The sequence below is a fragment of the Flavobacterium sp. H4147 genome (assembly GCF_029360735.1).
Classification (GTDB): Bacteria; Bacteroidota; Bacteroidia; order Flavobacteriales; family Flavobacteriaceae; genus Flavobacterium; species Flavobacterium endoglycinae.
Window position 1 is genome coordinate 1,111,591 of record NZ_JARKNB010000002.1, and the last position, 23,504, is coordinate 1,135,094.

The window sequence follows — 23,504 nt, forward strand, 5'->3', positions numbered from 1 at the left end:
TTATTTTCATAATTAAAAACTTAAATCATATCATCTAAGCACCTTTGCCTCTTTGCCCCTTCCAAGAAAAATCCCTAATTTCGCTTTAAATAAGAAAAGGAGAAAATGAAGGTCTGTATTGCCGAGAAACCAAGTGTAGCACGAGAAATCGCATCTGTTTTAGGTGCCAATACCAAGCACGATGGTTATTACGAAGGCAATGGTTATGCAGTGACGTACACTTTCGGGCATTTATGCACCTTAAAAGAACCCAACGATTACAAACCGCACTGGAAAAGCTGGGATTTAAACAATCTGCCCATGCTTCCTGAAAAATTTGAAACTAAAGTGGTTCAGAATTCAGGAATCCAAAAACAGTTTAAAATCATTAAAAGTCTTTTTGAAAAAGCCGAAGTCGTTATAAACTGCGGGGATGCCGGACAAGAAGGAGAATTAATCCAGCGCTGGGTGATGAACGAAGCGCATTACAAAGGCGAAATTCAGCGATTATGGATTTCTTCCCTTACTACAGAAGCTATCAAAGAAGGTTTTGAAAATCTTAAACCTTCTTCTAATTACGATAATTTATATTACGCCGGATTTTCTAGAGCCATTGGAGATTGGCTTTTAGGCATGAATGCAACCCGTTTGTATACCGTAAAACACGGCGGCTACAAACAAGTTTTGTCAATCGGACGTGTGCAGACACCAACTTTGGCGATGGTTGTAGAACGCTTCAGAGAAATCGAAAACTTCAAACCACAGCCGTATTGGGAATTACAGACTTTATATAGAGAAACACTTTTCAGCTATGAAGAAGGACGTTTTCTTAACAAAGAAGACGGAGAAATTCTGGCCGAAAAAGTAAAAGAAAGTGATTTTGAAATCGTTTCAGTTGATAAGAAAAACGGAAACGAATATGCCCCAAAGCTTTTTGATTTAACAGGTTTACAAGTATATTGCAACCAAAAATTTGGCTTTTCGGCAGAAGAAACTTTGAAAATTGCACAGACATTATACGAACAAAAAGTTATCACGTATCCCAGAGTTGATACGACTTTTTTACCAAACGATATTTATCCGAAAGTGCCTGGAATTCTGCAGAAATTAACCAATTATGCCGAATTGACTCAGCCAATTTTAGAGAAAAAAGTCAAGAAATCGCCAAAGGTTTTCAACGATAAAAAAGTAACCGATCACCACGCAATTATTCCAACTGGAATTCAAAATAATCTGCCACACAATCAGCAGCAAGTTTACGATATTATTACAAGACGTTTTATTGCCGTTTTTTACGATGATTGTTTGGTTGCCAACACTACAGTAATTGGAAAAGCTGCCGATGTGACTTTTAAAGCAACCGGAAAAGAAATCCTGAAAAAAGGCTTTCGAGTTGTTTTTGAAGATCCAAATGCAAAAGAAAAAGAACCCGATTTACTGCCAAGTTTTGTGGTGGGCGAAAAAGGTCCGCATGAACCTTCTTTCCTTCAAAAAGAAACCAAACCTCCCAATCAGTTTACCGAAGCAACTTTACTTCGTGCGATGGAAACCGCAGGAAAACAAGTTGACGACGAAGATTTGCGTGAATTAATGAAAGAAAACGGGATCGGGCGTCCGTCGACGCGTGCGAATATTATCGAAACGCTTTTCAAACGCCAATATATTGTTCGAAATAAAAAACAAGTTTTACCAACTTTAACCGGAATTCAATTGATTGATACGATTCAGAACGAATTGGTAAAATCGGCTGAACTTACTGGAACTTGGGAAAAACAATTGAAAGATATCGAAAAAGGAACTTTCACTGCGGCGGCGTTTATCCGAAACATGAAAAGCATGGTGGAAGCATTGGTGTATGAAGTACGAAGCGAAACCAAACATGCCAATATTTCGCATGCGGCATCGATTCAAAAACCTGTCGTAAAAGCAGAAAAAGAGAAAAAGAAAAGTTCTGGAATTTCGGCAGAAACGTGTCCGAAATGCCAAAAGGGAAATCTGATTAAAGGAAAAACCGCTTTTGGATGCAGCGAATATAAATCAGGTTGTGATTTTGTGCTGCCTTTTGTTTTTCATGATAAAAAAATTACAGAAAGTCAATATTTACGATTGGTTCAGAAAGGTTCAACCGTAAATATAAAAGGCTTTAAAACTGATTCTGGAACTGTAGAAGGTTTAATTCGTTTTGAAGAAAATTATAAACTGAAATTAGAGCCAAAGAAAACAGAGAAAAAAGCCGAAACTAAGGAAAGTTCAGATGCATTAGTTTGTCCGAAATGTAAAAAAGGAACCATTTTAAAAGGCAAAACCGCTTATGGCTGCGCCGAATATAAATCAGGTTGTGATTTTAAAGTCACTTTTGATGACGTTCGTGCAAAACTAAAAGATCAAAAACCAACTAAAGAATTGGTTTATTCAATTTTAAGTGAAAGTGTTTAGTTTTTTATAACCACGACTCGAGCGATAGCGAATAGATGAAGTAATTCACGAATTATTTTTTTCGAATGGATTCCTATTTTTTTACTCAAAGATGGAAGAAAATAAAATTCGTGAATTCGTGGCGGAAAAAAAATTCATACTTTAGTAGCTCTATTACAAACCCAAAACTCATATAATATGTTTCAGAAAATTACTCTTGTTGCCCTAATAATAGCTTTTGTTTCCTGCCAGAAAAAAGAAACCGTAGAAAAAGATAAAATCAAACTAGCCGATTGGTTAATTGGAAATTGGGAAAACACATCTCCTGAAGGCATTTTATCTGAAAATTGGCAAAAACTAAACGATAGTACTTTTAGTGCATCTTCATATTTTATTAAAGGAAAAGACACTCTGCATTTTGAAACCATTGTTTTAGCACAATTAGGAGAAACGCTGACCTACAAAACAACCGTAAAAGGACAAAACGACGATAAACCAGTCTTCTTCCCTTCTACTTCTGAAACAGAAAAACAACTAGTTTTTGAAAATCCGAAACACGATTACCCTCAAAAAATCAAATACACAAAAACTGCAAACAATACTTTAACCGCTGAAATTTCTGGAAGCTTGAATGGGAAACCAAGCTCTGAAAAATTTGTAATGACGAAGAAATAAATTTAAGATTTACCATAACGTACAAAACCAATTAATCATGAAAGTAAAAAACATTCCATTAGTTATTTTAGGTTTAATAGTTTTAACATCTTGTAAAAAAGAAAATAAAACAGAAGATGCTGTTACAGATAAAAACATTGATAAAGCAGCATGGTTTATTGGCGAATGGGGAAATAAATCTAAAGAAGGTGAACTTACAGAACGCTGGAAAAAGGTCAATGACTCCGTATATTTTGGCGAATCGTATTTTGTAGTGAATGAAAAAGATACCGTTTTTGGAGAGCATGTAAATCTTGAAGATAAAAATGGGAAACTATCTTTTATAGTAACCGTTCCCGGACAAAATGACGAACTCCCAGTCACTTTTGAAATGACTTCATCTTCCGAAAATCAAATTATTTTTGAAAATCCAAAACACGATTATCCAAATAAAATTATCTATAATAAAGTAGGCAATGATTCTTTAGTTGCAGAAATTTTCGGAACGAAAAAGGGAAAAATGGCTTCTGAGAAATTTTTAATGGCTAAAAGATAATTATGAAATTGCTTAAAGGCTGTCTTTTATCTTTAATTATATTCATTTTACTTTGTTTGACTGGTGTTTATTTTCTTAGAAATAATATCATCAATAAGTTAGAATCTCAAAAAATAGATGTAAATCAAAAATGGAATAATTATGTTTCTATTTTAAATGAAAGAAATTCTATTTTATTCAAACAAAATTCCAATAACGACAGTTTAAAGTATTACCTTGAAAAAAGTAAATCAATAAGTTCAAAAGAGAATTCAAAAGAGTTTGAATATAATGAATACAAAATAAACAAGTTTATTGTTCCCAATTCATTGATCTCAGATTTAAATAATTCATTAAACTCTACATTGAAAGCTTACAATGAAGCTGCGAGATCATATAATTTCTATAAAATAAAATTTCCAATTTTTTTGATCGTTAGAAAAATAAAATTCAGTAAAAATTTTAAATATTTTGAGATTCAATATGGAATTGATAATGAAGAGACAATGAATAAAAAGAAGAAAATAGAAAATTGGATTAAAAATGGTGGAGATTATCCGTATTAATTTTCAAAATATTCCAGAAAATTCATTTTAAAAATATATTTCATTCCTAGGAAATTCTCAAAACTTTGAGTTCTTTTTTTAGGATAGCGAAGTAGAAAAAACAGTGTACTTTGCGAAAGCCTCTGCGCCTTCGCGGTAAAAAACAGTCCAAACAAGAAACCTTAAAATCTCAACATCTCAGTCCCTTAGAACCTAAAAAACCTACTCATTCTCCCCGATTTTATTCACCATAAAAATCATCAAAATACCTAGAAGCGCCATTACTAAAAACGCCCATTTCATACTTAGATATTCAGAGATAAAACCAACCATTGGCGGCACCAATAAAAATCCAAGATAACCAATTGTAGATATTGAAGTCAAAGCAGAACCGCTGCTTAATTTTGATGATCTTCCAGCAATACTAAACACTAACGGAACCACACAAGAAACCCCAAATCCTATTAAAACGTAACCGAATATAGTGGGGTAAGCATACGGCAGAATAAAACAAAGACCGAAACCTGCAGTTATCAATATTCCGCTGTACAAGAGGATTTTTTTGGTTCCAAATTTCATCACGCCATAATCGCCAAAAATACGACCTAACGTAACTGCCGAAGCAAAAAATACAAACGCTGCACTTGTTAATTTTGGAGAAGCTTTTAATATATTTTCAAAGTAAATTCCGCTCCAGTCGTACATCGTATTTTCACAAGCCATAGAAACGAAACAAATCAAAGCAAATTTTATTAAGTTTTTCTCTGGCATTGAGAAGAACTTCTTTTTAACCGGAACTGGCTCATTGTGAATGCTCATCGGATAAAAACAAGCCGTTAGTGCCAGCATAAAAATACTCACGCCTAATAAATGATGCGATGGTGCTATTTTTTGTGTAACCATTACATAACCTAAACCTGCTCCCGAAAAAACCGCAATACTCCAAACAGCGTGAAAACGCGTTATAATCGATTTTGGATACAATTTCTGAACCTCAAGTGACTGCGCGTTAATCGATAAATTGAAAATATTTCGAGAAGCACCAAAAAATAAAAGTATAACAACCAACTGCCAGACAAATGCTGCCAAACCAGGCAATGACAAGGCAACATTAAACATAACCGCTCCTAAAAGCATAATATAACGACTGCTGTATTTATTTAACAGTTTTCCGGTAAAAGGCATTGTAAGCATCAAACCAATTGGAAATGCAAATAAAACAGCTCCAAATTGAGCTTCTGACAAATGTAATTGTGCTTGTATATGCGGAATTCGCGATACCCATGACGAATACCCAAATCCAGAAAGGAAAAAAAAGACAGTATTCGCTATACGATATCCTTTAGGCGTGTACTGTAGTTTTTTTAAGAAGGGGAAAATCATACTTTCTTTTTTTCAAAGTGCAAAATTAAACCTTTTAAAATGAATAACTGTCTTTTTTACGCTTTATTAAATAAGTATGATTTTTCGCTTTTTTAATAAATCCAGTAAGAAGGGAATTCCTCTATTTTTTCTCAAAAACATATCTTCTTTAAATGAAAGCTCAGAATATTTGGCATCCAAAATAATATTTTTACATTTGCATTGTTTTTATTTATTCTAAATAAAAACATTTAACCAATTTAAAAGCCAATGAAATATTTTAGCCTGAAAACACACCGTTTTCTATTTACAATCAGTTTTTTATTTTCATTCTTAACCATGTTTTCACAGCAAAACAATGGAAAAATCAAAGGAACAATTACAACTTCTGACGGTGAAGCCGCCGCTGGTGTAAACGTTGTTTTAAAAAATTCAAAATATTGGACCATTACCAATGACAATGGAACTTTTGATTTTAACAGAATAAAAAGTAATACCTATATTCTTCAGGTTTCATTAGCAGGTTATGAAACTATCGAAAGAGAAGTCATTGTAGCCGATAACGAAACAAGCGAATTGAACCTGCAGTTAAAAGTTTCAAACAAAGAATTACAAGAAGTAGTCGTAAACAGTAAAAAAAGCATTACTTCTAAAAAAACGGATTATGTAGCCAGAATGCCGCTTAAAAATCTTGAAAATCCTCAAGTTTACAGTGTAATTCACAAAGAACTTTTACTGGAACAAGTTGCAGTCGATATTAAAAGTGCCGTTCAAAATTCACCTGGAGTAGTTGCAATTAGTTATCCTTCTGGAGGTGTTGGAATGATTTTCAGAGGATTTTCGGTAGGTGTAAATGCTCGAAACGGAATGGAAACTGTTTCTGGCCGTTCTTCTGTTGATCTTGGCAATGTCGAAAGAATTGAAATCATGAAAGGTCCTTCTGGAACTTTATTTGGTTCTACTGTATCATCATTTGGAGGTGTTGTCAATCTAGTTACCAAAAAACCACATGAAACTCCTGCTAATGAAATATCCTATACTGCTGGAAGTTTCAATTTAAACCGACTTACTGCAGATGTAAACACGCCCTTAAATGCCGATAAAACGGTTTTATTCAGAATAAATCTTGGAGTGAACAGAGAAAAAAGTTTCCTTGATTACGGATTCAACAATACCATTCTGGTGGCGCCAAGTCTTACATATAAAGCATCTGACAAACTTACGCTTAATTTCGATGCAGAACTTTACAACGTAAACAACACCCGACGTACTTACAACACCTACGCAGCAACATCGGGAATTACAAACCCTACTCAATTACAAATCAACTACAAAAAATCGATGTTTCATGATGATAACGATGCTAAAACATCGGCAACAAAAGTTTTCGCTCAAGCAGAATATGAAATATCAGAAAACTGGAAATCAACTACTGTATTCTCATTTGTTGGCGAAGATGTAGAACGCAGTTACCAGAGTTATGCCGTGTGGAGTTCACCTACACAAGCTGCAAGAAGAGTTGGACTTTGGGGACCAATCTATAATAACTATACTAACATACAGGAAAATATCAACGGAACTTTCTCTACTGGAAGCATCAAACATAAATTCCTTGCCGGTGCTAATTACAGATTATACAGTTCAAATTTTTCGGGAGGAACAACATTTACACTTGATAATATAGATGTAACAACCAACTTCGCTCCTATTAGAAGAAAAGCAGTTGATGCCGGACTTGTTTTAACATCTTCTCCTATTGCCGACCAGAAAACGTTGAGTGTATATGCCTGCGATGTGGTTAATTTTACCGACAGACTTTCGGCAATGTTGAGTTTGCGTTTGGATAATTTTGAACGAGCAAAAGTAGGAACTGTTGAAGGATATCATCAAACCGCTCTTTCTCCTAAATTAGGATTAGTATATGAAGTAGTTAAAGATCAGGTTTCGTTATTTGGAAATTACATGAATGGTTTTCAAAACATGCAGCCGGTTACGCAGCCTGATGCCAGCCAATTAGTCTTAGACCCAATTTATGCTGTACAATATGAAGGGGGAATAAAAGCCGAAGCTTTCAATAAAAAACTTACCGGATCTGTAAGTTATTATAACATTACTATTGATAATGCTACCAGACTTGATGGCAACGGATATACGATTCAAGATGGTAAACAAGTAAGTAAAGGTGTTGAATTTGAAGTAATATCGACTCCCGTTAACGGATTAAATATTGTTGCTGGATATGCTTACAATGACAACCGAATTGTAAAAGCCACTACAAACTCAAATATTGAAGGAAATAAAGCAACGGGAGCTCCGGAAAATGTAGCAAACTTCTGGGCAACATATACTTTTCAAGATACATTAAAAGGTTTAGGATTTGGTGCCGGAGCCAATTACGTAGACAAAAATTTCTTTACTGCCGATAACACTTTTTACATGCCATCGTATACGGTTTACAATGCAACGGTTTATTATGATAAATCTTCGTGGAGAATTGGTTTAAAATTCAACAATTTAACCAACAAAAAATACTGGGATTTCTGGGGAACTTCGCAGGCTCCGGCTAATATTCTGGCTAACTTAACGATTAAGTTTTAAAAACTAAACCTACAAAAAGCACCTCTATAAAATTATGGGGTGCTTTTTTTACTAACAATAACAGCTTAACAATCAAGCTATAGAATTACAAATCATGGGATTTAAAAATTTTATAAAAAAAATACACTTATGGCTGGGATTAGCTTCGGGGATTATTGTCGTTATATTAGGCATTACAGGCTGTTTATATGTTTTTGAAGAAGAACTTCGCCCTATCGTACATGACTATTACCATGTAGATCAGATAAAAAATAAAAAACTTCCTATTAGTAAATTAATTGAAATTGCTCAGAAAGCCAACCACAAAATAAATCCTCAACAAACACTTTCAGGATGCAGAATTATTAATGATGATAAACGTACGGTTATCATCTGGTTTTTTCAAGAATTAGATGAAGACGCTTTCTGGTACTGGAATAATTATCAAAATACCTACGTTTATATCGATCCGTATACGGGAAGCATAAAAAAGCTCGAAGAATATAATTTTGAGTTTTTCGTTTTTGTGCGGATGCTGCATCAAACGCTTTGCTTTAACAGCAAAATTGGCGATCCAATAGTAGGAACGGCTACTATTCTCTTTATCATTTCATTAATTACGGGATTAATACTTTGGTGGCCGAAAAACAAAAGTGCGGCGAAACAGCGTTTTTGGTTTCAATGGAAAAACAACACGAAATGGAAACGTAAAAATTACGATTTACATAATATTCTTGGATATTATATGATGGTTTTTGCTTTAATTATTGCACTCACAGGATTAGTCTGGGCTTTTAAATGTTATGATAAAGGCGTACAATGGCTTTTTAATGGCGGAAAAACGTACGAAAAAGAAAAGCTGGTTTCTGATACTACTCATTACACTGAAAACACAGCCACTGACAAAATATACACAACGACCAAAAACTTAAATCCGAATGCAAAAAGCTATTATTTATTTGTTCCGAATGCAGATGATTCTCTCGCAACATTTCAAACCTTTGTACGCTATAAAAACCGTTTTGATGATGTCTCAATGGAATTTGACCGATATACAGGAAAGAATCTAAAAATCACAACCTACAACGACAGAAATAATGGTGAAAAATTCCGATTTATAAATTACGACCTGCATGTGGGCAGCATTTTAGGATTTCCCGGAAAAGTGCTGGCATTTTTTGCGAGTCTCGTATCAGCGAGTTTACCCATAACAGGTTTCTTAATTTGGTGGGGACGAAATAATAAAAAGAAGAAAAAAGCTTCTTAAGCCAAATAAAATCAAGTAAATTCCTTCTTTTAAAATCACAAAAAACCGACGAAGTTTCCAAATAATTCTTGTTAAGGATAGTATAATTTTCTACATTTGTTTTGTTTGTATTCGTTCTAAATAACAAACTGGTAACTAACTAAAAAAGACAAAATGAATTATTCAAAAACAGGCACAAAAAGCGTTCTTTATACTTTCTGCCTCTTCCTATTTTTTACCACCATGTTAATTGCCCAGCAAAATCATGGAAAAATTAAAGGAACCATCACCACATCTGACAGTGAACCAGCTGTTGGAGTTAATATCATTCTTAAAAATTCTAAGTACGGAACAGTTTCCAATGAAGATGGAGCTTTTGAATTCAACAAAGTAAAAACAGGTACTTATATCGTACAAATCTCTTTAACCGGTTACGAAACCCTTGAACATCAAGTTAAAGTTGATGCCAATACAACCGCATCATTAGATTTACAATTAAAAGTTTCCAATAAACAATTAAAAGAAGTTGTTATTACCAGTAACAAGGGAAAAGCATTTCCTAAACAAAGCACGTACGTATCGAGATTACCGCTGAAAAATATCGAAAATCCTCAGGTGTACAATGTTGTTTCTTCTGAAATCATGAAAGAGCAAGCTATTACCAATTATGAAGATGCCTTAAAAAATGTTCCCGGAATCCAGAAATTATGGGAATCTACAGGACGTGGCGGCGACGGAGGTTCTTATTATTCTTTAAGAGGTTTTGAAGTTCAGGCTAATATCATAAACGGACTTCCAGGTTTGACAAACGGAACGCTTGATCCATCAAACATTGAAAGAATCGAAGTAATCAAAGGACCATCGGGAACTTTATTTGGAAGTAGTTTAGTGAGTTATGGAGGATTAATCAATACCGTTACTAAAAAACCTTATGAAGGTTTTGGAGGCGAAATCTCATACCTTACCGGAAGCTTCGGATTAAACAGAGCCACTGTAGATGTAAATACTCCGCTAGACGATAATAAAGCTGTTTTATTCAGAATCAACTCTTCATTTCAAACCGAAAATACATTTCAAGATGCCGGTTTTCGTACGGCTTATTTTATAGCTCCTTCTCTATCGTATAAAGTAAATGAGAAACTTTATTTTCTTGTGAATACAGAATTTATGGAGGAAGAAAAAACAACGCCATCGATGCTGTTTTTAGGAAGAGATTCCCAAGTTCAGTTTGCCAATTTAAAGGAGCTTAATTACAACACCGATTTATCTTTTTACAGCAATAATTTACCTATAAAAAATCCTAGATTTAGTTTGCAGGCTCAGGCAAATTATAAAATTTCATCCAAATGGAATTCGCAGACTGTATTCTCAAGAGGAACTTCTAAATCAAGAGGATACTACTCGTATATTTATGATAACGAAAACGGAAATGGAGATTTTGCATTATGGATTACCAACGAAAATTCACAAACAGCGACTACTGATATTCAGCAGAATTTTACTGGTGATTTCAAAATTGGCAGTTTACGTAACCGTATTGTAATTGGTGCCGATTATTTCAAAAGAGATGTGGTTTTTGAAGGCACAGGATATGCTCCCGTTTATAATATTACACCACAAGGAGAAATCAGACAATTCGACGATCAGAACCCAAATTACCTGACTAAAGCATCTATTAATAAGCTTCTTTCAACAGAAGCAGGACCTGATTATCATTCAAAAGATGCGACTTACAGTGCCTATGTTTCAGATGTATTAAACATTACGCCAACTTTGCTTGCAATGGCAAGTTTAAGAGTTGATTATTTTGATACTGAAGGAAGTGTCAAAACTGACAATGATAATTACAATCAGACTGCTTTGTCACCAAAATTTGGGTTATTATACCAGCCTATTGAAGATAAACTGGCCATTTTTGGAAATTACATGAATGGTTTTAAAAACATTGCTCCAACTGCCATTTATGACAATGACGGGAATTTTTTAAGATCTCAAACCTTTAAGCCAGAACATGCCAACCAGTTAGAATTGGGCGTAAAAGGAAATCTGTTTTCAGATAAATTAACCACTACAGTGAGTTACTACGATATTAATGTTGCCAATCTTGTTACAAGCAATCCACTGTACAGTGCACAAGGTGGTAAAGCCAGAAGCAAAGGCTTTGAATTTGATTTAAACGCCGCTCCACTAAAAGGCTTAAGCATTATTGCAGGATATAGTTATAACGACAGCAAAATCACAAAAGGAGACGAAAATAATGTTTGGTTAGATCAAGGAAAAAGACCTTTCTGGGCTGGGCCAAAAAACTTAGTAAACCTTTGGGCGAGCTATAAATTTTATGAAGGATTCTTAAATAATTTCGGTCTTGGATTTGGAGGAAACTATGCGAGCGACAATGCAATCTTAGACAGCGAAGTAACAGGAAAATTCATTTTACCAGCCTATACGGTAATCAATGGGTCGGTATTTTACAATTCAAATAAATTTCGCGTAAGCTTAAATGTCAACAATATTACCAACAAAGAGTATTTTAACGGAGGCTGGTCAACCGTAAATCCGCAAAAACCAAGAAACTTTGTGGCAAGTTTCGCGTATAAATTCTAATAAAAACACAACATACATAAAACCCTGATTTCATTATTTACGAATGATTTCGGGGTTTTTTATTGTTTTATTTTTAATTATTCTAAATAAAAAACTATGTTTGTATAAAATATCATTTTAAACAATTTTTTAAAACTTGATCTTATGAAATCAAATACTTTAAAAACAATCACCTTTTTATTTTTAGCTCTTTTTGCTGCACCTCAGCTTTTTGCTCATGCTCTTTGGATTGAAACCAAAACCACTGGAACAAAAGGAAAAGCTCAGGAAATTTCAGTTTATTTTGGAGAATTCTCTGATAACGATATTACAAAAGCCGATAAATGGTTTTCTGATTTAAAAGATTTTACTTTGGTGGTAATTTCGCCTTCTAAAAAGGAAACCAAACTTACTTCAAAAGCTTTAGACAATAAATACCAAGCTTTCTTTACGCCAGATGAAGATGGTGTTTACACTATTGTAATGCACCATACAGTAAAAGATGTTTACGGAACAATGAAATTAGATTATAATTCAAGCGCTACAGTCGTTGTTGGAAATAAAACCGCAGGAAATGTTGCTGCAGCGAATAATAACGTAATTAGTGTTTTTTCTGAAAATGCCGATACAGCCAAAAAGAACACTGCGATTACAGTTTCTGCATTATACAATGGTGATATTGCAAAATCTCAAAAAATAAAAGTAATTGCACCAAACGGCTGGGAGAAAGAATTATGGACAAATGATAAAGGAGAAATCTCTTTTACCCCAATCTGGTCAGGAAATTATATGGTTGAGTTTGCTTACACAGAAAAATCTGCTGGAGAACACCATGGTAAAAAATACGATGAAATCTGGAAAATGGCTACGTACCAAATTGTTGTGAAATAGTTTTCAAGCTATTTTTTTGGATCATACTTAGGAGTTTATTTACAATTAAACCTTGTTCTTTTGAGCAAGGTTTTTTTATTTAATCTAGTTATAAATATTTTCATTTTAAAAATCTAATTCTTAAGCAAATCTTAAGAAAGAAATAATAAAGTTTTAAGTAAGAAATCGTTCTAAAAATTCTGTTCTAAGTATTGCGTGTATATATATTTGCAGAAATTTATTTTTATTAAATCTAAATAAATAACATGAAATATAATTTACTATTACTTTTATCTTTATTAAGTTTTGCATCTTACAGTCAGAATTATACAAGCACAGAAGGTGGTTCTGTAAATGATACTGTTAAAAACAAAAAAGGCGAAACTTTAAACGAGGTAATCGTTACCAAAACCAAAGAACCAAAACCTGTAACCGCTGTTCGTTCAGGTTTAAAACCAATGGACAACCCACAATCAGTACAAGTTATTGGTTCTGAAATTATTGAACAGCAGCAGGCTATTAGGTTAAGTGAAGTACTTAAAAATGCCAATGGTGTGTATGTTGGTTCTGCCCGTGGAGGCGCTCAAGAATCTTTCTTTTCAAGAGGTTATGACATGTCTGCCAACAATATGTTTAAAAACGGGTTTCGTTATAATGCAGGTTCTATTCCAGATGTTTCTGGTTTAGATAAAGTAGAATTCCTAAAAGGAGGTTCTGCCCTATTATTTGGAAACGTAGCGCCAGGCGGAATTTTAAACTTGGTCACTAAAACACCTCAATTTAAAAGCGGAGGAGAAATCTCAATGCAAATGGGAAGTTATTCTTACTACAAACCTGCTTTTGACTTTTATGGCGGTTTAAGCAAATCAATTGCCTTTAGAATCAATGGTTCTTACGAAAACTCTGAAAGCTTTAGAGATGTTGTCAAAAACGAACGTGTTTATGTAAATCCATCGTTACTTTTTGTGGTAAGTCAAAAAACACAAATTACAGTACAAGGAGATTATTTATCTGCTGACTGGACTCCAGATTTTGGAACGGGAATTATTGGAACAAAAATCCTTGATTTACCTCGAAATGCTTTTTACGGATCACTTTGGTCTAATGGTAATACAAAATCTGCCAGCGCATCCCTATTAGTAAATCATGATTTCAACAAAAACTGGAAACTAAATTTCAATAGTTCTTACCAAACTTATAATAGAACTTCAAAATCTACAGCGCAATTATCTACTGTAAAAGATAATGGAGACTGGACCAGACCATTAGTTCAAAACGAAAACCTAGAACAAATTTTAGGAGATCAATTAAGCCTTCAAGGAAACTTTAATACAGGATCTGTAAAACACCAGATTTTTACAGGTTCTGATTGGGAAAATTCATTTGCAACAGCGTATACTTTTGCTTTCACTCCAGCAAATTATGATACGATTAATCTTTTCAATTTTGATCCGTCAACGCAAAAAAATACTATTCCTGATGCCAGAACAACTCAAATTGCAAAAACAGATACTAACCGTTTTGGTGTTTATTTCCAAGATTTAATTTCCATTACAGAGAAATTCAAAGTTTTAGCAGGAATACGTTGGTCATGGCAGGAAGCCGAAGTTACCACTTATAAAGAAACTTACACTACAGCTTCTGGACAAACCGTTAAACCTGAAAATGCAGTACCTGTAGTTGGGGCAAAAAAATTAGACAATGCATTTTCTCCAAAATTTGGATTAATCTACCAGCCAAGACAAGACGTTTCTATTTTTGGTAGTTATTCTACTTCATTTACGCCAAACACAGGAACAACTGCAGATTTAAAACCAATTGCACCTTCAATCATTGATCAATATGAAGCTGGTATTAAAACTGACTTCTTACAAGGATTATTAAGCACAAATGTTACCGTTTATCAAATCGTAAACAGTAATCTTGCCCAGACAGCTGAATTTAAAGCTGACGGAAGTTTAAACACAGACACAAACGTAAAAGTTTTAAGCGGTGAAACAAAAAGTAAAGGTATTGAAGTTGACGTTACTGCGAGACCAATCGAAGGGCTTAGTATTATTGCTGGTTACAGCTACAACGATATGCGTTATACTAAAACATCTGGTTTAAACGGAAGTTTTATTGAAGGTGACCGTCTTGTTAGAACTCCTGCTAATACAGCAAACTTAAGCTTCTTTTACACAGTACAAGAAGGTTTCTTAAAAGGATTATCTGTTGGGGCAATTGGAAATTACATTGGTGATCGTTTAGGTGGCTGGAATGACCAATACAGCACAGATCTTACGAAATATCCTGACGGTATCTACCACAGAGAAATTCCAATAAAAGGATACGCAACAATCGATGCTTCGGCTGGTTATACTTGGAGAAAGTTCTCTATCTTATGTAAATTATCAAACATTACGAATGAACTTAATTACACCGTTCACGAAAATTATAGTGTAAACCCAATTGCACCACGTCAGGTTATGACAAGCCTGAAATATAAATTCTAAAAATTTGAATTAGATTTTGATTTTAATCCCGCGGTTTTCTTTCTTCATTTGAAAATAGAAATCCGTGGGATTTTATTAAAACACACAATATTTGAGTCTCATTTAGTTTTTAAATGAGACTTTTTATTTTCTAAAAAAATACTGCAATTAATACTATTTTTGCTGAAAATTAATTCCAAATACACCAATCCAAAATGACCGATTCCAAGAAGAACCGACTGAAGAAAAGTTTAGGCCTGAGTTTTAATATTGCCGTTTTAATTGGAGGAACAATTGGAGTTGGAATTTTAAGAACTCCAGGAACCATTGCCGAAATGCTTCAAAATTACTGGTTTATTATTGCTTCATGGCTTTTTGGAGGTTTGTACATTTTACTAGGCGCCAATTCATATTCAGAATTAGCTACTATGCTGCCAAAAGCTGGCGGATCTTACAATTACATTAAAAGAGCTTTGGGAGAATATGCCGGATTTCTTTCAGGCTGGTATGATTATATTACCAATGCGATTCCGCCTGCATTTTACTGTATCGTAATCAGCGAATACATTATTATTTTATTTCCTGCTCTTGCCAATTATTCAACGGTAATGGCGATTTCTTTATTGGCGGCGTTTGTGTTGTTACATTTAAGCGGTGTTAAAAACGGAAGTGTCATCCAGCAGATTACGAGTTTTTTAAAAGTAATTTGTTTTGTGGCTTTGGTTGTAGCTTGTTTCATGTATTCCGGTGTTCAAGTTCCTAAAATTGAAACTGACACTACTCTATTCCAAATTGGGCTTATATTTGGATTTTTTAAATCATTACAACTCATCATTGGAACGTATAATGGCTGGAATGCAGTTTGTTTTTTTGCTGAAGAAAATGAAAATCCAAGCAAAAACATTCCGAAATCTTTATTCAGCGGAGTACTGCTTGTCGTTGCTATTTACGTTTTAGTAAACGCAGCATTTTTTCATGTACTTCCTATTGAAACTATTGCAAAATCAAATCTTGCAGCGGCCGATGTTGCCAAGATTCTTTTCGGAGACAGTGGAGCCAAAATTGTGACAGTAATTTCAATCTTTTCGTTAATTAGTATTCTCAATGCTTTTATGATGATTCCGCCAAGAATTCTTTATGGATTAAGCCGTGACGGATTCTTCATAAAAAGCGGTACTCAGGTTAATAAAGGTGGAACACCAATCACCGCGCTTTTGGTTTCTTCATTTTTCAGTCTGTTTTTAATCTGCATTGGTTCTTTTGAGGTATTGTTTTCATTCGCTGCATTTATCTCGATTATTGTTTGGGGGCTGGCTTATTTTTCACTTTTAAAACTAAGAGCACAAGAACCAGATCTACCAAGACCTTATCGCTCTTTTTGGTATCCGTGGACGACTATAATTGCCATTATTGCATCAATTGGATTACTAGCAGGATTTATTTACAGTGACCCTAAAAGCTTTATAATTATTGTTGGAATTACGATTATTTCTTATCCTCTATTTTTGGTTTTAAGCAAAAATAAAAAAGTGTAAGACTGATAAATCTTCTGAAAAAATAAAATCTACATCGAATAGATTATCCAAAACGCCTCAATACTTGAGGCGTTTTTTTGTTTTTGTCCTAATTCTACACATTTCATGATTTTTCTAGTCTTACAAAAGTATAATTTTTAAAATTTAAAATACTTAAAATCAGGTATTTATACGCTATTCCACTTCGACAATTTTAAGGAGATTTGTTTTAATTAAAGTAATTTCATACAAAATAAGATATTTATGTAAGAAAGTAAGTTTAATTATATTTTAAAAGATATTTCTTATAAATAAATACAATTATGGAAACAATAAAAAGAATTATAAAGGACAGAAGCCCACCTTTATATCATGAAAGAAACCTTAAAAAAATACCCATTTAAATCTTAAATCATATGAAAAAATTATACCTAATTATTCTATTTTGCGGTTATGGGATTACCTACGCCCAAACTCAAAATGACATTGAGATTATTAAATCTGAAACAGCTGTATCAGAACTACAGTCATTAAGTAAGCAATACAAAGCTGAATTTGACCGAAAAAAAGAAAGAGCCATAAGTCTCGCCAGAACCAACGGCTGGAGCATTACCATTATCAACAAAGACGGTACATTAAGCGAATTAGTGGATGTAACGCCAGACGAAAAATCACCTGTGTATTTTACACCTGAAAATGCAGACGCTGCAAAATCTACTCGTACCAATTATTTAAATTCCGGCGGTGGTCTGGGGCTAAACCTCAACGGACAAAACATGACGGCTTATGTTTGGGATGGGGGTGCGACGCTGCCAACACATAACGAGTTTACTGGGAGAGTTTCTATTTTAGATGGTGTTACCACTATTAGCCCAAGTAATAACAACAGCCAGCACGCTAATCATGTGACCGGTACTATCGTTGCCGCAGGTGTAATAGCACAGGCCAAAGGAATGGCTTATCAGGCAACGGCCAAAACCAACGATTGGAATAGTGATTTATCTGAAGCTTCATCTGCAGCTGCCAACGGGATGTTGATTTCTAATCATTCATACGGCTGGGCAACAAGAAGTTCTCCAGGAGGACCTGTATTGATTTCTCCTTGGCAGTTTGGGGCATATCAAACTATTGCCAGAGACTGGGACAATTTAATGTTTAATGCCCCTTATTACTTAATGGTTAAAGCGGCAGGAAATGATGGCAATGATAATACTGCCAATACAAGTCCAATAGGTGGTCTTGCGAGTTATGATAAACTTACAGGAGTGGCTACCAGTAAAAATAATCTGGTGATTGCCAATGCAAACGATGCTGTAATAAACAGTTCTGGAGCGTTAACCAGTGTAACAATCAATAGTTCGAGCAGTCAGGGACCAACTGACGATTTAAGAATAAAACCTGATCTTACCGGAAACGGAACTTCTCTTTATTCTAGCGCTACACTTACAAATCCAATAACGCCTTTAGCGAATAATAGTTACGGAAACGCAACAGGAACTTCAATGGCTTCTCCAAACGTAACAGGAACATTGCTTTTATTGCAGCAGCATTATAAAAACAAAACGGGAGGATTTATGCGCGCTGCCACTTTAAAAGGATTAGCACTGCATACCGCAGACGACGCCGGTACTCCTGGCCCTGACGCTATATTTGGATGGGGACTGCTGAATGCTAAATTCGCAGCCGAAACGATTACCAAAAAAGGAACATTAGCCATTATTGACGAAAACACTTTAAACAACGGAAGTTCATACAGTTTCAGTGTCACTTCTGATGGTGTAAATCCGTTGATTGCTTCTATTTCATGGACAGATCCTGCTGGCGTAGCATATTCTGGAAGCACTCCAAATATTGCAACTGCCAAACTTGTAAATGATCTTGATATACGTGTTACAAATTCGTCAGGAACCGTTTTCCCATATAGATTAGTCACTGCCACTACCAATAATACAGGCGACAATACAAAAGATCCATATGAAAAAATCATCATCAACGGGGCTTCAGGAAATTATACTATAAATATTTCCCACAAAGGAACTTTGGTTAACAACCTGCAAAAATATTCTGTAATTGTTACCGGAATTACAGCTCCTCTAACCGATCTTTACATAAAAGACCGTCCTTTTGATACTGGAATCGAACCAAATCCAGATTCAGGACCTATGTGGATTAGCGATGATATCTGGGTAAGACAAAATCCAGATGCCGGACTTACTCACGAAAATCCTGAATACAAAGTAAGTTCTCCAAATGCCGTTTACATACGCGTTTACAATAAAGGAACTGCTCCAAATTCAGCCGCAAAAGTTAAACTATATTTTGCGAAAGCATCTACTGGATTAACTTGGCCAACAAACTTCGTAAACTTCAGCGTAGGATCTGTATTGCATGGTGATTATATTGGAGAAGCTTACATTCCGGCAATTCCCGCAGGAAACAGCGCCATTGTAATGATTCCGTGGTATCCGCCAAACCCAGCAGATTTTACATATGATCAGCATCATTTTTGTTTAACTGCCAGAATTGAAGCTTTAGGCGATCCTATGTTCAATGAAGTAAACAATATCGGAATTGGTGCCAATGCAAAAAACAATAATAATATTGCGTGGAAGAACCTCAGCGTTTACAACTTAAATACGACTGATGTTGTTTTACCAACTGCGGTTTTCATAAGAGGAATACGATCAAAAGCAGTCAATATTAAATTCTTAGATAGAGGCTACAATGAAGAACTTAAAAATAATTTCTTTGAATTAGGAGGAACAATTGAGGCAACTCTTGATGAAAAATTATTTGAAAGAGCGCAAGCAAATGGAAGTTTAAGAAGCGTAAAAATTATCGATAAAAACAAAATCCTTATTACTTCGAGAGAAGCTGCACTTACTAATTTACCTATCGACAACGGCGAAACTTTTGGAATCACTTTTGATTTCAGGGTAGCTAAAGATTTCCCTGCCGAAGAACAAATTATTTTAGATGTAGTTCAAGAAGACCTGAAAGGCGAATTAGAAGGCGGTGAGCGTTTTGCTCTTGTAAAAGCTGGAAAACCTCAACGCAGCACTGGAGATATCACACTGAAAGAAGCAGAACAATCAAGAGTATTTACGATTTATCCTAACCCTACAAATGGCGTTTTCAAAATAAACATCAATAATGAGGAAAAAGGAACTTTAAAAATATCGAGTATCTATAACGGAACTGTTTTTGAAGAAAAAACCAACAAACAGAAAGAATTTAATGTCAATATTGCCAAACATCCGGCAGGTATTTACATTGTACAATTCTTCTCTGAAAATGGAACTGTAACGGCTAGAAAAATAATTAAAAACTAATTTCTAGTGTTACCATTCTTTCATTTGAATCTGTAGAAAATATCTTTTTTGCCCTGCATTCAAATGGTTATTGAAAAGAAAATCCCAATACTAAAATAAGTATTGGGATTTTCTATATTTAGAAAACAAGTTCTTATTTTAAACCTGCTAAACTCTGCTCGATTGTAGCAATTTTTGCCAAAGCATCGGCTTGTTTTTGTTTTTCCATATTTAAAACTTTTTCCGGAGCTCCGTTTACGAATTTCTCGTTTGAAAGTTTTGCTTCAACAGATTTCAAGAATCCTTTGATGTAATCCAATTCATCTGTCAGCTTTTTAATTTCGGCTTCTACATCAATATTTCCAGTAATTGGAATGAAGTATTCATTTGATTTGACACGGAAAGATAAAGCGCCGTCCACTTTTTCAGAAACGTATTCAAAAGCGGTAATGTTTCCTAATTTCGTGATAACAGAATCAAAATAAGTCGAAACGTTTTCATTGTTAATCGCTTTTAATTCGATACTGTCTTTATTGGCAATATTTTTCTCTTTACGAATCGTTCTGATTCCAGAAATAACTTCAATTGAATTTTCAAAATCAGTAATTAATTTTGCATCAAACGGTTTTACTTCTGGCCAAGTTGAAACAATTAAAGCTTCATCAGCAGTTCTTTCTGTTATTAAATGCCAGATTTCTTCTGTAAGGAATGGCATAAACGGATGCAATAATTTCAAGTTATTTTCTAACATTTCAACCGCTTTCGCTAAAGTAACGCTGTCAATTGGCTGTTGGTAGGCTGGTTTGATCATTTCAAGGAACCAGTTACAGAAATCGTCCCAAACTAATTTGTAAATAGCCATTAACGAATCTGAAATTCTGTATTTTTCAAAATTATCTTCGATGTCAGCTAAAGTCTGCTGGAATTTAGCCTCGTACCATTCGATTGCTTTTTTCGAAGATTCTGGCTGTGCAATTTCTGCAGTTTCCCAACCTTTTATCAATTTTAAAGCGTTCCAGATTTTAGTTGAAAATGCTTTTCCTTGAACACATAATTCTTCATCAAACATGATATCATTTCCTGCTGAAGCACTTAAAAGCAATCCAACACGAACACCATCGGCACTAAACTTATCAATTAAATCTAAAGGATCAGGAGAGTTTCCTAATGATTTAGACATTTTACGGCCTTGTTTATCACGTACTAAACCTGTTAAATATACATTTTTAAAAGGTTTTTCATCTGTATATTCATATCCTGCAATGATCATTCTCGCAACCCAGAAGAATAAAATATCTGGTCCGGTTACCAAATCATTTGTTGGATAGTAATATTTAAAATCAGCATTATCAGGATTTTTAATTCCGTCAAAAACCGACATTGGCCAAAGCCAAGCCGAAAACCATGTATCTAACGCGTCAACATCTTGTTTAAGATTGTCGATTGTTAATTGTGGGTTATTGGTTTTTTCTTGTGCAAACTTTAAGGCATCTTCAATACTTTCTGCCACCACAAAATCTTCTTTTCCATCTCCATAATAGTAAGCTGGAATTCTGTGTCCCCACCATAACTGACGAGAGATATTCCAATCACGAATGTTGTTTAACCAGTGTGCATAGGTGTTTTCGAAACGTTTTGGATGTAATTTAATTTCATCAGATTCTAAAACTGCTTTGATTGCTGGTTTCACCAATTCGTCCATTTTCAAAAACCATTGGTCAGATAATCTAGGTTCGATTACGGCTTTGGTTCTTTCAGATGTTCCTACTTTATTTAAGTGGATTTCGGTTTTAGCCAAAGCTCCAATTTTTTCTAATTCTTTTGCAATTTCAGTACGAACCACAAAACGATCTTTTCCTTGATAATGTAATCCGAAGCTGTTTAAAGAAGCATCTTCATTAAAAATATCAATGATTTCAAGATCGTGTTTTTCTCCTAATGTTTTATCGTTTACGTCGTGAGCCGGAGTAACTTTCAAACATCCAGTTCCGAATTCTACATCTACATATTCATCTTCAATAATCGGAATTACTCTTCCGCAGATTGGTACGATTGCTTTTTTACCTTTTAAATGAGTAAAACGCTCATCGTTTGGATTGATACAGATTGCAGTATCTCCAAAGATAGTTTCAGGACGTGTTGTGGCAATTGTTAAAAATTCCTCAGTTCCTTCAATTTTATACTTTAAGAAAAATAATTTTCCTTGTTGTTCTTCATAAATAACTTCTTCATCAGATAAAGTCGTTTTTGCTTCAGGATCCCAGTTTACCATACGGTATCCTCTGTAAATTAATCCTTTGTTATATAAATCAACAAAAGAATGAATTACAGCTGCGGACATATCAGGATCCATAGTAAACTTAGTGCGCTCCCAGTCGCATGAAGCCCCAAGTTTTTTAAGCTGTTCTAAGATTGTACCGCCATATTTATGCGTCCAGTCCCAAGCGTGTTCAAGGAATTCTTCACGAGATAAATCATTTTTATTGATTCCTTCTGATTTTAATTTCGCCACAACTTTTGCCTCAGTAGCAATAGAAGCGTGATCTGTTCCTGGAACCCAGCAAGCGTTAAATCCTTTCAAACGAGCTCTACGAATTAATACATCCTGAATGGTATTGTTCAGCATGTGTCCCATATGAAGGACTCCAGTGACGTTTGGCGGCGGAATTACAATAGTGTAAGGTGTTCTATGATCTGGTTCTGAATGAAAATAGTTGTTTTTCATCCAGTAATCATACCATTTATTCTCAATCGCTTTAGCGTCAAATTGTGCTGGAATTGTCATTTACTTAGGTTGTTTAATCGTTTATTTTTTTGTTTATTCGTTTAATCGTTACGTCGTTTAATCGTTTTATTTTTTTGAAATGCATTCAGGCAGATCAATTAAACGATTAAACCGTTAAACAAATAAACGAAACTTTGGTTCAATTTTTGTAATTATAACTAACAGCAAAAGTAAATAATTAAGTAGATTATAAAAAACGAAATAATAATTTGTGTGTTAATTAAAACAATGTATATTTACTTACAACTTAAAAACAATTTCAAAATGAAAAATGTTGCCTCTTTTATTGCTGTCGTATTATTTAGTATAATAGGTTATGCACAAAATGGCCCTAAAATTGAATTTGCAGCCCCTGACAATACCATTGATTATGGAAAAATTTCTAAAACAGATAATGGGGTTCGTTCCTTTGAGTTCACTAACACCGGCGATGCTCCGCTTTTAATTACGGGTGCCGAATCGACTGTTAGTTCTATAGTTGTTACCAAACCAGCTGCTGCCATCATGCCTGGTAAAAAAGGGAAAATTGATGTGAAATACAATATGGCTACTGGGCCAATTCGTAAAACAATTACAGTTGAAACCAATGCCGTAAATTATCCTGATGGGCGTGTTGCCTTGAAAATTAAAGGAGAAGTTTTATAATAAACCCTA

General features: G+C 34.5%; 14 protein-coding genes. 12 read left to right on the forward strand and 2 right to left on the reverse strand.

From position 1 onward, the window contains the following. Positions 1-105: 105 nt before the first annotated feature. The 4 genes from P2W75_RS12725 (at position 106) to P2W75_RS12740 (ending at position 4,149) form a co-directional block, all read left to right on the forward strand. Positions 106-2,415 carry a type IA DNA topoisomerase gene (locus tag P2W75_RS12725; RefSeq protein WP_276380738.1) on the forward strand — a complete coding sequence of 770 codons (2,310 nt, stop codon included), beginning with the start codon at positions 106-108 and terminating at the stop codon, positions 2,413-2,415. Between the two features lie 177 nt (positions 2,416-2,592). Next, complete coding sequence (locus P2W75_RS12730; RefSeq protein WP_207297130.1) at positions 2,593-3,069, forward strand: DUF6265 family protein; 477 nt, start codon at positions 2,593-2,595, stop codon at positions 3,067-3,069. Between the two features lie 37 nt (positions 3,070-3,106). After that, positions 3,107-3,604 (forward strand): DUF6265 family protein, encoded by a 498-nt coding sequence (locus P2W75_RS12735; protein ID WP_276380739.1) that lies wholly within the window; start codon positions 3,107-3,109, stop codon positions 3,602-3,604. 2 nt (positions 3,605-3,606) lie between these two features. Further along, complete coding sequence (locus tag P2W75_RS12740; RefSeq protein ID WP_276380740.1) at positions 3,607-4,149, forward strand: hypothetical protein; 543 nt, start codon at positions 3,607-3,609, stop codon at positions 4,147-4,149. Between the two features lie 201 nt (positions 4,150-4,350). Here the strand turns inward: P2W75_RS12740 and P2W75_RS12745 are convergent, their stop codons facing one another. After that, complete coding sequence (locus P2W75_RS12745; RefSeq protein WP_276380741.1) at positions 4,351-5,511, reverse strand: MFS transporter; 1,161 nt, start codon at positions 5,509-5,511, stop codon at positions 4,351-4,353. 249 nt (positions 5,512-5,760) lie between these two features. Here P2W75_RS12745 and P2W75_RS12750 point away from each other — a divergent pair, with 249 nt between their 5' ends. The 7 genes from P2W75_RS12750 (at position 5,761) to P2W75_RS12780 (ending at position 20,086) form a co-directional block, all read left to right on the forward strand. Beyond that, positions 5,761-8,088, forward strand: a complete 2,328-nt coding sequence (locus tag P2W75_RS12750) for a TonB-dependent receptor (RefSeq protein ID WP_276380742.1) — start codon at positions 5,761-5,763, stop codon at positions 8,086-8,088. Positions 8,089-8,182: 94 nt separating this feature from the next. Continuing rightward, positions 8,183-9,334: a PepSY domain-containing protein gene (locus tag P2W75_RS12755; RefSeq protein ID WP_276380743.1), complete on the forward strand. Its 1,152-nt coding sequence runs from the start codon at positions 8,183-8,185 to the stop codon at positions 9,332-9,334. A gap of 153 nt (positions 9,335-9,487) precedes the next feature. Next, a complete protein-coding gene (locus P2W75_RS12760) occupies positions 9,488-11,917 on the forward strand; it encodes a TonB-dependent receptor (protein ID WP_276380744.1) in 2,430 nt (809 codons plus the stop codon). Between the two features lie 144 nt (positions 11,918-12,061). After that, complete coding sequence (locus P2W75_RS12765; protein ID WP_276380745.1) at positions 12,062-12,787, forward strand: DUF4198 domain-containing protein; 726 nt, start codon at positions 12,062-12,064, stop codon at positions 12,785-12,787. A 245-nt stretch (positions 12,788-13,032) separates the two neighbouring features. Next, entirely contained in the window at positions 13,033-15,261 is a 2,229-nt protein-coding gene (locus P2W75_RS12770) for a TonB-dependent siderophore receptor (protein ID WP_276380746.1), read from the forward strand. Between the two features lie 194 nt (positions 15,262-15,455). After that, on the forward strand, positions 15,456-16,775 hold the full coding sequence (locus tag P2W75_RS12775; protein WP_276380747.1) for an APC family permease: 1,320 nt from the start codon (positions 15,456-15,458) through the stop codon (positions 16,773-16,775). 395 nt (positions 16,776-17,170) lie between these two features. After that, on the forward strand, positions 17,171-20,086 hold the full coding sequence (locus tag P2W75_RS12780) for a S8 family serine peptidase (protein WP_276380748.1): 2,916 nt from the start codon (positions 17,171-17,173) through the stop codon (positions 20,084-20,086). Positions 20,087-20,219: 133 nt separating this feature from the next. On the opposite strand, the gene P2W75_RS12785 is transcribed toward P2W75_RS12780, so the two are convergent. Further along, positions 20,220-22,850, reverse strand: coding sequence for a valine--tRNA ligase (locus P2W75_RS12785; RefSeq protein ID WP_276380749.1), 2,631 nt, complete (start codon positions 22,848-22,850; stop codon positions 20,220-20,222). Between the two features lie 264 nt (positions 22,851-23,114). Here P2W75_RS12785 and P2W75_RS12790 point away from each other — a divergent pair, with 264 nt between their 5' ends. Beyond that, on the forward strand, positions 23,115-23,495 hold the full coding sequence (locus tag P2W75_RS12790; RefSeq protein ID WP_207297142.1) for a DUF1573 domain-containing protein: 381 nt from the start codon (positions 23,115-23,117) through the stop codon (positions 23,493-23,495). Positions 23,496-23,504 lie beyond the last annotated feature (9 nt).